Raw genomic sequence first — 11803 nt, forward strand, 5'->3', positions numbered from 1 at the left:
GTTCAGTTGCCCAGGGTGGTGGCGCGCCCCGAGATACCGGCGGCTTCGGCCGTCACCTGCGACTGCAGGGCGAATTGCGTCATCCGCGTCCACGCGTCCCGGTCACGCTGGCTCGCCCGGCGACCGACATGCGTCACCACGTCGACGTCGGCGGCCTGCGCGCGCAGGTAGCCGGCGCGGGCGTGTTCCTTGGGGATGTGCCGGAACGGGTCGAACGAGTATGCGGCCATGGCGTTTTGGTGAGTGATCTTGTCGATCACGGAGTCGTCGAGATGCCCCATCGTCTCCATCACGTCCTCGGGCGCGAACGGCCAGTTGCTATCCGAGTGGGGAAAGTCGGACTCCCAGCACAGCATGTCATCGTTGAACCAGTCCATGTTGCGCACGCCGACCTTGTCGCTGATGAAGCACGTGTAGAAGTGCCGCTTGAACACGTCGGCGGGCCCGCTGTAACCGGGCGGGAACTTGGCCTGCGTCCACCCCGAATGGCGGTTGTAGACGTGTTCGGCGCGCCACAGGAAATACGGTATCCAGCCGACGTCGCCCTCGGTGAGCGAGAACTTCAGCTGGGGAAAGTCCGCCCAGAACTCGGCCCAGATCAGCTCGGTGAAGGTGAACATGCTCATCATCGACGACGCCGTCATCTGCACGCTGGGCGGGGCGTCCGTCGATACCTGCGGGCTGCGTGACGCGGACCCGACGTGCGTGCACAGCACCGTGTTGTTCTCGCAGACCGCCTCGAACAGCGGGTACCAGTACTTGGTGTGAATGCTGGGCATTTGCAACGCCTCTGGATTCTCCGAGAACGTCACAGCATGGCAGCCCTTGTCGGCGAGCCGCTTGACTTCCTTGGCCGCCTCGGCCACATCGAACAGCGGCAGGATGCCGCAGGGGATGAATCGGCCCGGGTAGGCCGCGCACCACTCGTCGATGTGCCAGTCGTTGTAGGCCTTGATCATCACCAGGTTTACCGCACGATCGGGGCCCTGGTTGAGGACCTGGCCGGAGAAGCCGGTGAAGTTGGGAAAGTTCAGGCCGGCCAGCTGGCCGCCGGCGTTCATGTCGCGAACCCGTTCGTCGACGTTGAAGCAACCGGGGCGCATCTCGTCGTAGCGGGAAGCGTCGATGTTGTACATCTCGCGGGGCTTGCCCGCCACGGCGTTCAATCCCATGTTCCGGCCGCGGACCTCGCCGTAGTACCACTGCTGGACACCGTCGGGTTCGGTGACCACCCGGGGCGCGCGGGCTTTGTACTTCGCGGGGACGTGGGCGTCGAACATGTCGGCGGGCTCGGCGATGTGGTCGTCCACGCTGATCAGGATCAGGTCGTCCTTGTTCATGCCGCGCTCCTCGGGGATCTGCGACTAGTAGATAATGGCGCCGATCACAGTGTCAACCGTCAGCTCGGCATCCGCATCGCCGTGTTCGATTGCCACGCAACGCTCACAGCGCGCCTAGCCGGCCCCGTACTGCCGCCACCAGCTGCGGACTAATAGTCGCTGCCGCGAGATCAGTCAGCCGGCTCGTACCGCAACATCGTCACGTCGTGCTCCGGGTAGTCGAAGAACACCGGCTTCACTCGCATCCCCACCCTCAGGTCGGCGGGATCGACGTTGACCATCTCGGTGGAAAACCTTGGCCCCTCGTCCCATTCGACGATGGCCAGCAGCTGCGGGACGGCGTCGGCGAAGTGCGGGCTGACCGGGCGGCGCGCCACGGTGTAGGAATACAGCGTCCCCATGCCGGAGATCTCTCGCCATTCCAGATCGTCGGCGAGCGTGCGCGGTGCGCGCACCCTCGGGTAGAACACGTAGCTTCCCAGCGAGGGCGAATACTGGATGACGATGCGATGCTGCGCCAGCGCGTCCCAAAACGGCGCGCTGGTCGGGGTTTTCAAGGGCATCGGGCGCTCGAAGGTGGCCATGTCGGGATCAATCCCCCTCGAGTATCAGCGTGGTTTGCTCGGACAGGATCCCGCCGTTGCCGGACACGAAGGCGCGGTGACAGTCGGCGACCTGTGCCGCGCCCGCGCGGCCCATGATCTGCCGTGTGGCGTCGCAGACATGGTGCATGCCGCCGGCGAGCCCGGCCTGACCGAAGCCGAGTTGCCCGCCCGCCGTGTTGAGCGGGAAGTCGCCGCGGAAGGTCAGGTCATGGTTGGCGACGAATTCCATGCCCTTGCCCTTCTCGCAGAAGCCCGCGTCCTCCAGCGACAGCAGCACGGTGATGGTGTAGCAGTCGTAGATCGAGACCATGTCCATCTGCTCGCGGCTCAGGTCGGTCATGGCGAACGCGGTGTCAGCCGCCTCGGCGATCGGGGTGTGCAGCAGGTCCTTGGCGTAGGTCGGGGTCTTGAACGGCACGTGCTCGCCGAATCCCTTGATCCAAACCGGCCGATGGCGCGCGCGTTTGGCAAGATCTGCGTTGGCGACGACCACCGCGGCTCCCCCGACGCAGGGCATGACGATCTCCAGCATGTGCAGCGGGTCGGCGATCACGGGGCTGGCCAGGACGTCGTCGACCGTCAGCGGCTTGTCCTTCCAGATCGCGCCCTCGGTGTTGTTGGCGTTGACCCGTTGGTCGACGACGATCTTGGCCATCGCCCGCTCGTCATAGCCGTAGACTGCCGCGTAGCGCTGGGCCACCTGCCCGTAGGGCCCGTTCTGCCCGAGATTGCCGTAGGGGATCTCGAATTCGGCTTGGGGAGAGCCGTATTGGTTGCTCGACGATCCGAAGAACATCGCGTCCACCAACGGCCTGGGCTTCTTCTTGGAACTCGGCGTGATGTATCGGGCCGGCAAGGCGCACAGCACCGCGTCACAGATGCCCAGTTCGATCGCCGCGGCGGCCCGCCAGACCATGGCCGCCGCGCTGGCACCGCCCAGGTCGACGTGCTCGGCGAATCGCGCGCCGACGCCCAGATATTCGGCGATGGTGGACGGCACGAAGATCTCCGACTCGGCCAGATGTGACGCCACGATTCCGTTGACGACGTCACCGGGCAATCCGGCGTCTTCGAGGGCGGCGGCGGACAGTTCCGCCCATTGCTCGATCGCGAACGGCGCGAGCGAGGCCTTGTTGAGCCGCTCGGGCGGTAGCTCGACGTAGCCGACGATCGCGGCCTCTCCGCGTAATCCCATGGGCGGTCCTACTTTCGGGGCAGTCCGAGGATCATCTGCGCGATGATGTTCAACTGAATCTCGCGGGTTCCGCCGCCGATCAGCTCGGCGGGCAGGTGCAGGTAGCGCTCCACGATGTCGGGGTCGGAGTCGGCGGCCATCGCCGCCCGACCGGTCAAGCGCAGCGTGGCCTCGAAGGTCTTGCGCAACAGCACGTTCATCGCCACCTTGGCGATGCTGGAGGCCGGGCCCGACGCCTGGCCGTCGAGCAACCGGATGGTCTCCCGAACGCCCAGCGCCTTGATGGCGTGCGTGTATGCGTCGAGCTCGCCGAGCGCGCGCAGCGCGTCGTCGCGGTCCGGTCCCGGTTCGGCCGCGAGCCGCCGCAGCGCTCCCGCTCGGTCGAACTTGACGTATCCGCTGATGGCGGAGCGCTCTTCGGCCATGGTGGCGATCGCGAGGTTCCATCCGTCGGTGGGGGCGCCCAGCAACATCTCGTCGGGGACGAAGACGTCGTTGAGGAACACCTCGTTGAAGTGCGCCTGCCCGGTGGCCGTCTTGATCGGCTGGATTTCGATGCCGGGCGACCGCATATCGAGGATGAAGTAACCGATGCCGCGGTGCTTGCTGGCTTCGGGGTCAGTGCGCGCCAGCAGGGCGCCAAGGTCGGCATACTGCGCCAACGACGTCCAGATCTTGTGGCCGTTGATCCGCCAACCGCCGTCGACCTTGGTCGCCCGGGTGGCCAGCGACGCAAGGTCGGAGCCGGCGCCCGGCTCACTGAACAGCTGGCACCAATGAATCTCGCCGCGTTGGGTCGGCGGAATCAGCTTCTCTTGCAGGTCTTTTGGTGCGGCAGTCAGCACCGAGGGCAGGATCCACTCGGCGATGTTCAGGGACGGGCGGACCAGCCCCGGTCGCTTGGCGAACTCTTCGTCGATGATGAGCTGTTTGAGGGGACCCGCATCGACGCCCCACGGCGCCGGCCAGTGCGGCGCCATCAGGCCGGCATCGGCGATCAATGTGCGCTGGGGCCCGGAGGCCTGGTCCGGGTAGTCGCCGTGCGGTGCCGGTGTGTCGTTGCGCAACTGCATTGCCGCATCCAGCGTCTCGGCGACCCAGGACCGGAACTCTGATTCAGCGTCGCCGAGATTCACCGACATGTCGCGCGTCTGGGCGCACGTGAGCTGGCCCAGTTGCCGCGCCCAGCGATTCGCCGGACCTATCGATCCCGCCAGGCTGATCGCCCGCCGCCAGTACAGGTGCACGTCGTGTTCCCAGGTGAAACCGATGGCGCCGAGCATCGTCAGCGCGTCGAGCACCAGATCCGGGATCGGTGAGACCGCGACGGTTGCGGCACCGCCGGACGCCATTCTGTGCTGGTCGAGCGATTCATCGATGGCACGCACCGCGTCCCATGCCGCCGCGGTGGCCAACTCGCTGCTGACCAAAAGCATCGCCGCACTGTGCTGCAGCGCCTGGAAGGTTCCGATCACCTTGCCGAACTGCTCGCGGACGCGCAGGTGTGAGGTGACCGCCTCGACGCACCACTGCGCGATGCCGGCCATCACGCTCGCCACCAGGCTCACGGTGACACACCGCGCGCGGTCGGGGTCGATGCCGCTGAGAACCTCCGACTCGGCCGCGCGATAGTCGTCGAGTCGTAAGATGCCTGCGTCGGCGACCAGGTCGGTGCCGCTGACGGGCTCCGCTGTCGCCGTGGGGTTTTCGGTGTCGACGATCACCCAGACCACGCCGTCGCCGTCCGCGCGCGCGCCGACGAGAACCGTTCGCGCCGCGCAGACGCCGGCGGTGACCTCCGACGCGCCGGTGACCAGCCAGCCCGCGCCGTCGGGACGTGCGCTGAAGTCGCCGTCGTCGGGAAGCACGACCGCCGCGGTGACACCCGCGGCCAGGTCGCGCACCAGGGTTGCGGCGGCCGTCGTCGGGTCGGCCAGCAGCGCGACGGCTCCGGCGGTGACCGTGGGCAGCAGCGGGCCGGGCAACAGCGCCTTGCCCGCCGCCTCCAGAACGCACGCGGCGTCCATCAGCCGGCCCCCTTGCCCGCCCAGGCTTTCGGGCAGGTGCACCGCGTGAAAGCCGCTGCCGACCAGGGCGTCCCACCACGCGGGCCGACGACCCGCGGCGAGGTCGGCGAACGCCTCGCGGGTTTCGGCGATGGGCGCGTGCCGACCGGCGAACCGGCCGACGGCATCGCTGAGCTCCTGCTGCTCCGGGCTCAGTCCGAGGGTCACGATGACGGCCGCGAGGTGACTACGGTTGGCCGCACAGCTGCTACCCTTCCGACTTACAAGACGGACCGTCTCGTCTTGTGGCAGACTACCGGGGGCAGTCGAGCTATGTAAAGCGGGCCACCGCGGCAGTGAGGATCACCATATGGCAAGCGATCTCACCCGGGTGACCGCGCCGCGACGGCGCAGCGAGAAGTCGCGGACCGCGATCGTCACCGCCACACGAGAACTACTTCTCGAGCGCGGCTTCGACGGTCTGACCATCGAGGCGGTCGCCGCGCGGGCCGGGGTGGGCAAGCAGACCATCTATCGGTGGTGGCCCAGTCGCCCGGCCCTGGTCGCCGACGTCATGCTCGAGGACGCCGACCAGCTCCTCGCATCGGTCAATCACACCGAAGATCTTGCGGCCGACCTCGTGGGGTGGGTGCGCAAGCTCGCCACGACCCTGACGACGGCCCGCGGCTCGGCCATGCTGCGGATCTTGACCGCCGCGGGAATGGAACACGAGGACACCGCGGTCAAACTGCGCGCCGGATTCAGTGCGCCTCTGCACGAGAGCGTCCGGGCACGGATCCTTGCCGACGGCATCGACGAGAGCACCGCCGAGTCGGCCGCGGATGCGATCGTCGGTGGCGTCGTCTATCCGATCCTGTCTGACCCACAACGGTATTCACGACGCCGAGCCGAGCTCACGACCCGAATCATCGTCGATGCCCTGACCCGCCGAGGCGGACCAGGACCGTAGCGGACGCAACAACGCGTTCTTCTTGTAGTAGTGATCGGCCATTCGCCGCATGATGTTGTCGAGCACGGTGACCGCTTCGTCGAGGAAGGGGCCTTTGTTCAGCATCACGCATTCGGCACGTTCGCTCATGGCCGCATCACTGATCTCGGCACGTGACGGCAGGCCGGTCTTGGCGAGTTGCTCGAGGACCTGCGTCGCCCAGATCACCGGCAGGTGCGCGGCCTCGCACAGCCACAGGATCTCCTCCTGCAACTCGGCCAGCCGCTCATAGCCGCACTCGACCGCCAGGTCGCCGCGCGCGATCATCACCCCGACGTGCGGCCGGCGCATGGCGGTGAGCAGAAGCTGCGGCAGGTGTTCGAAGGCGCGCCGGGTCTCGATCTTGAGCACGATGCCCAGCCCGGCGCCGCCGAGCCGGTCGAGCTCATCGAGCAACCGCTCGACGTCTGCCGGGGTGCGAACGAACGACATGTCCACCAGATCCGCCAGTTCGACCACGGCGGCGAGATCAGCGACATCGCGGTCGGTGAGCGCCGAGATCGGCAAGTCGGTGTCGGGCATGTTGATGCCCTTGCCCGCCTTCAGCCGAGCCTCCCCCTGCTCCGGCCGGTCGACGCGCACGGTGAGGACGTCGCGGCCGACGGATATCACCCGGCCGCCGATCTTGCCGTCATCGAAGTGGACCGCGTCGCCCGGCCGGGCATGGTCGAAGGCCTCGGGCAGCGTACAACCGATGCGCGGCACGGTTCGACCGCTGTCGACGGGCGCGGGTGAGCAGTCACGGGTCAGTTGCAGCAGGCTTCCCGCGCGCACCAATAGGCTCTGCTCCTTCTCCGGGAGCGGACCCACTCGGGCCGATCCTGTGGGCGACTCGCCGCCGCCCGCTGCGTGCAGCACGGTCCCGGTGACCAGGTACGTCGTCTGCCGCGCGGTGACCACGAAGCCACCGGGGGCGGCGTCCTGGAGAACGATTTGCCGCTTGGCGCCGCGCGCATCCCGTAGCACCAGCACATCCCCCGCCGCGCGGTCGGCCAGCCAGTGAGCCGGCACCGTGAACACCGCCATGTCCGGCTGCGGCGGGCTCGACGGTTCCCCGCCCGACGTCATCCACGCGCGTGCCGGTGTGACGACGTGCCCGAGCTGGTCGCGTTGCGGACGCAGCCGCACCACGCGGGGGCCCGGCTCGAGCGGACCGGTCCGCAGCTTGGGGCCCGCCAGATCCATTGCGACCAAGCATGGTGCGCCGGCGTCCGCGGCCGCCTCGCGGACGTGGCGCACCATGGCCCGCCAGGCGTGGATGTCGTCGTGGGCGCAGTTGATCCGCGCGATGTTCATGCCCCGCCGCACCAGTTCGCGAACCAGGGCCGGGTCGGTCGCGGCCTGGGACGGCAGCGTGACCATGATGCGCGTCATCCGATGCGGGGGACGGGGTCCCAGCAGCTCCACCGTGTGCTGGCGCAAGATCTTCGGTCCCTGCTCGATCGGCACCGCCGACGGGGGCGGCGGCTGCCAATTCCCGTCCGTCATGGCGGCGACGGCCGCGCGGACCGCGACGAGCGTCGCGTGCACGTGCGCTTCGCTGCGACCCAATGACGAGAGGCCGAACTCCGCGAGCCCCGCCTGCAGGTCGCGTAGATCGAATTGGCGAATCGCCCAGTAGTGCAATAGGTTTCGCGCACTCGCCTGGTGCTCCGGCGCGATCGCCGGCAGCCACTGCGCCCAGGAGGTTTCCGCGTTGCGCAGGCTGGTCAGCAGGCCGTCGATCTGGTCGAGCAAGCCGGCCAGCCGCCGCTTGACGTCACGCTGACCTGACAAGACGACTCCCAGTTTCGGTGGCTCGCGGCCACACAGTGTTAACGTCCGCGTAACGCTCAACTCGCGAATCCCCAAGGTGCACAGCCAAATTACCGGCCGCCCGGGTGGCACAACAGGGGCATTGGTCCTTCAAATCGGCAGCGGCCGCCTCGAGACCGCAGGGCTCGAGAGACGGGCTACCCGACCGAGATCGCCGCCAGGCCCCGCCCCACGCGCTCGGGAAGGGATCCCCCGTGGCTCAGCCAGTCGTCCAGGGCGATCCGGACGGTCGCCATCGCCAGCGCACCGATCAGGCGGGGCCTGGGGTCCTGCGGGGCCAACCGCCGCAGCCGCGGCGCCACGAGGTCGGCGATCGCTCGCTCATAGCGCACATAGATGTGCAGCGTCCATGCGTCCAGCGTCTCCGACGACCTTGTGAGCATGGCCAATTCGCGGATCTGGTCCTCGATGTCGGCGGATCCTTCGGCGAGCTCGGCGAAGGCGCCGATGACCGCATCGGTGGCGCTCAGGCGCTCCGGCTGGTCCGCAAGGGCGGTGGTGATCCGGTTGAGCCAATGGGCGGTCATGCCCTCGGCGACGGCGTCTTCCTTGGAGTTGAAGTACCGGAAGAAGGTCGCCCGCCCGATGTCGGCTTCGTCGGCGATGCGCTCCACCGTCGTCGCGGCCAGTCCGCGGTCGGCGACCAGCTGAGCCGCGGCGGCGGCGATGCGCTGACGCATCGCCGTTCGCTTCCGTTCGGCCAACGACGTCGTGGCAGCCACTCCCCCACCTTTTCCCGCGAATCGAAGCCTAAATCGTAAGACATAGTCTTAGCATGAGACGATGTCTCAAGACGCCGATTCGCCGGATCCGCCCGCCCCCCAGGCGCGTGCCGCCTGGCAGTTCTTTCAGCAGATGGTGGCGGACGTCACGAACGTCGTGACCGAGGACGCCGAGTCCGAGCGGGAGTTGCTCGAAGGGCTGCGGCTGATCGCCCGCATCTCGTCCCTGTGCGCGCAGATGGCGGTCGAGGCGGACGCCGAGCGACCCTCGTTCTTCGATATGTGCGCGGAGAACCGGATGGTCGGCGGCCCCAATCCCGACGGGAACTACTACCTGGCCATGATTCGCGGGGACCGGAGCTACCGGATCACCGGTTCCCGGGGCACCAGCGCCTACCTCGGGTTGCAGATCCTGGCCGGCACCGGTCTGACACCGCGCCGCATGGCGGGCTACGTCAGCGACCGCGATTTGGCGCTGCGCTCGGGCGAATTCACGCTGGTGCTCTCCGCGGATGAGCCCGCCGAGCCGGCCGGCGCGCAGTGGGTGAAGATTCCCGACGACGCCTCGTCGGTGGTGGTTCGCGAATACATCGGTGATCGCGGCCGCGAAGAGCTCGCCACGCTGCGGATCGACGCGTTGGCCCCCGCCCCGCTGACGCCGCTGACCGACCCCGAACTCGCCGATCAGTTCACCGCCATGGCGTGGTCCCTGATGAAACTCGCGACGCTGCACCGCACCATCAAGCCCGAACTGCTCGGCATGCCCAACACGTTGCTGACCGCCCAGGCCGCCGACCTGGGCGCCGCGGACACCACCCCCGACAACCTGTACATGATCGGGACGTACCGGCTGGACCCCGGCGAGGTCCTGCTGCTCGACATCGTTCCCCCCGACACCCGGTTCTGGAACGTCACGCTGGAAAGCATCTGGCACGAATGCCTGGAGCCGCGCGCTCGGCACAGCTCGGTGACGAATCGCGGCGTGGCACCCGACGCCGACGGCCGGATGCGGATCGCGGTCTCCGCCAAGGACTTCGGCGTTGGCCACTGGCTCGACACCGGTGGCCGGCATCGCGGATTCGTCGTCCTGCGCTGGCTGGACAATCCGGCACCTCCCGAGGTGACGGTGTCGGTGCACCGCTGTGAGGAGAGGGTATGACGCTGCACGACCGATTCGCCCCCGAACGGCTCATCTCCGCGGCCTGCGAGGAGGCCGGGAGCGACGACTTCGGCGCCGAGGGCTGGCGGCCCGGGTTGCACCGCCTCACCGACGGGCTGATCAACGACGCGCGGCTGTCGGACATCGGCGTGGAGATCGCCCACCTTGACATCATGCGGGCGCTGAAGAATCGCCTGGGTGTGATCGCCTGGCGCAAGCAGCATCCCGAGATCGCCGCCAAACCGATCGCGGCGCCGATATTCATCGTCGGCCAGCCCCGCACCGGGACCACCATCCTCTACGACCTGCTCGCCCAGGATCCCGGGTTGCGGGCCCCGCTGACGTGGGAGGTCGACGAGCCCTGCCCGGTTCCGCAGCCCGAGACCTACCACGACGATCCGCGCATCGCGCAGACGCAGGCCAGCATCGACATGTCCGAGCAGATCATGCCGGGGTTTCTGACGTTTCATCCGATGGGCGCCCTCGTCGGGCAGGAGTGCGTGCGCATCACCGCCGGCGACTTCGTCAGCATGATCTTCTCGGTCCAATACCGGCTGCCCGGTTACTACCGCTGGCTGCTTTATGAGGCCGACCATGCCGGCGCCTACCACTACCACCGAATCTTCTTGCAGCACTTGCAGTCCGGTGTGCCCGGTCAGTGGTTGCTGAAGTCTCCGGCGCACCTGTGGCAGCTCGACACGCTGCTGGCCGAATATCCCGACGCGCTGATCGTGCAGACCCACCGTGACCCGCTCAACGTCATCTCCTCGATAGCCGCCCTGACCCACCACCTGCGCCGGATGTGCAGCGACGAGTCCAGCGTCGCCGAGTGCGCGGCCCAGTCCTACGAGGAGATCGTGGTCGGCCTGGAACGCGAGATGGCTCTGCGCGACAGCGGGGCGGTGCCGGCGGACCGCGTGATCGACGTGCAATACAGCGACTTCGTCAACGACCCGTGGACCACGATCAAGGACGTCTACCAGCGACTCGATCGTGAACTGCGACCCGAGGCCGAGCGGAGGATGCGCGAGTTCCTGGTGACCCACCCCGGCGACGGCGGTCGCGGCCGGTACACCTGGTCGGACACCGGCCTGCGGGAAGGCGAGGTGCGCGAGCGGGTGCGCGCCTACCAGGAGCGCTACGCGGTGCCGACCGAGACGCTGCGGTGACGGGGCCGGCGGGCCGAACATCGCATGTCCGGTCTCACGGCGCGAGCCTGACGAAGCCGGGTTGCTTCGGTGGCGGCGGTGGCGCCGGGGGCGCCGGGGACGGCCGCACCGGACCGCCACCGCCCATGCCGCCACCCGTCCCGCCGGTTGCGCCGCCACTTCCGCCGGCCGCTCCCGGCTGTGGACCAACCAGGACGAAATTTTCAAGGCGCTTCTCAACCAAGAAGACATCCCCGCCATCGAGGGCGTCCCAAGCCTGATCGACACCGCCCACAAGATCTGTCTTGTGCTCGATCGCGGCATTCCGGTGAACACCGTCGTGAGCGCAATGTTGAAAAATGCGTACGCCAAGGATCCGGCCGAGCGCCTCTACCCCCCGGCGCGCCTCGAATCCACCATGACCCGATTCATCACCGCGTCAGTGGAGGCCTACTGCCCGCACGATCAAAGCAAGATCGCTCCCATCCTGATAAATCCCGCGCCGGCATCGAATGGGCCGACGCACCCCGCGGCGTACCTGCACGGCGCGGCAAGCGACCCGGGTCAGCAGTTCACCGGCACCGGAGCCGGGGACTTGCCCACCACGGCGCTCGCCTCGGCAATCACGGCGCTTCCCTCCGGAGACATGGTCCCGCCCAGCCCACCGGAGATTCCGCCGCCGCCACCACCACCGGCGCACCTTCAGACTCCGCCGAGCCCGATCGCTGCGCCGATATTCATCGTCGGCCAGCCCCGCACCGGGACCACCATCCTCTACGACCTGCTCGCCCAGGATCCGGGGGG

General features: G+C 68.0%; 10 protein-coding genes. 4 read left to right on the forward strand and 6 right to left on the reverse strand.

Features of this window, described 5'->3' with window-relative positions:
* Window positions 1-2: 2 nt before the first annotated feature.
* From A5692_RS11135 to A5692_RS11150, 4 genes are all read right to left on the reverse strand, one after another.
* Complete coding sequence (locus A5692_RS11135; protein WP_068055747.1) at window positions 3-1340, reverse strand: amidohydrolase family protein; 1338 nt, start codon at window positions 1338-1340, stop codon at window positions 3-5.
* Window positions 1341-1510: 170 nt separating this feature from the next.
* Complete coding sequence (locus A5692_RS11140) at window positions 1511-1924, reverse strand: Zn-ribbon domain-containing OB-fold protein (RefSeq protein WP_068055750.1); 414 nt, start codon at window positions 1922-1924, stop codon at window positions 1511-1513.
* Between the two features lie 7 nt (window positions 1925-1931).
* Window positions 1932-3140 carry a thiolase family protein gene (locus A5692_RS11145; RefSeq protein WP_068055753.1) on the reverse strand — a complete coding sequence of 403 codons (1209 nt, stop codon included), beginning with the start codon at window positions 3138-3140 and terminating at the stop codon, window positions 1932-1934.
* An 8-nt stretch (window positions 3141-3148) separates the two neighbouring features.
* Entirely contained in the window at window positions 3149-5374 is a 2226-nt protein-coding gene (locus A5692_RS11150) for an acyl-CoA dehydrogenase (RefSeq protein WP_068055756.1), read from the reverse strand.
* Between the two features lie 142 nt (window positions 5375-5516).
* Between A5692_RS11150 and A5692_RS11155 the strand changes: the two genes are divergently transcribed.
* Window positions 5517-6116 (forward strand): TetR/AcrR family transcriptional regulator, encoded by a 600-nt coding sequence (locus tag A5692_RS11155; RefSeq protein ID WP_068055759.1) that lies wholly within the window; start codon window positions 5517-5519, stop codon window positions 6114-6116.
* Here the strand turns inward: A5692_RS11155 and A5692_RS11160 are convergent.
* Window positions 6042-7931 (reverse strand): pyruvate kinase, encoded by a 1890-nt coding sequence (locus A5692_RS11160; RefSeq protein ID WP_068055763.1) that lies wholly within the window; start codon window positions 7929-7931, stop codon window positions 6042-6044. The two genes, A5692_RS11155 and A5692_RS11160, sit on opposite strands and share 75 nt — an antisense overlap.
* A 176-nt stretch (window positions 7932-8107) precedes the next feature.
* Window positions 8108-8650, reverse strand: coding sequence for a TetR family transcriptional regulator (locus A5692_RS11165; RefSeq protein ID WP_068055804.1), 543 nt, complete (start codon window positions 8648-8650; stop codon window positions 8108-8110).
* Between the two features lie 103 nt (window positions 8651-8753).
* On the opposite strand from A5692_RS11165, the gene A5692_RS11170 reads away from it, so the two are divergent.
* From A5692_RS11170 to A5692_RS11180, 3 genes are all read left to right on the forward strand, one after another.
* Window positions 8754-9851, forward strand: coding sequence for a DUF1214 domain-containing protein (locus A5692_RS11170; protein ID WP_068055766.1), 1098 nt, complete (start codon window positions 8754-8756; stop codon window positions 9849-9851).
* On the forward strand, window positions 9848-11020 hold the full coding sequence (locus tag A5692_RS11175) for a sulfotransferase (RefSeq protein WP_068055769.1): 1173 nt from the start codon (window positions 9848-9850) through the stop codon (window positions 11018-11020). Before A5692_RS11170 ends, A5692_RS11175 begins: the two co-directional genes overlap by 4 nt.
* A gap of 61 nt (window positions 11021-11081) precedes the next feature.
* Window positions 11082-11803, forward strand: a 722-nt coding sequence (locus A5692_RS11180; RefSeq protein ID WP_068055772.1) for a DUF732 domain-containing protein, incomplete at its 3' end; no start/stop codon positions are given.

It is taken from the genome of Mycobacterium sp. E342 (assembly GCF_001667665.1).
Classification (GTDB): domain Bacteria; phylum Actinomycetota; class Actinomycetes; order Mycobacteriales; family Mycobacteriaceae; genus Mycobacterium.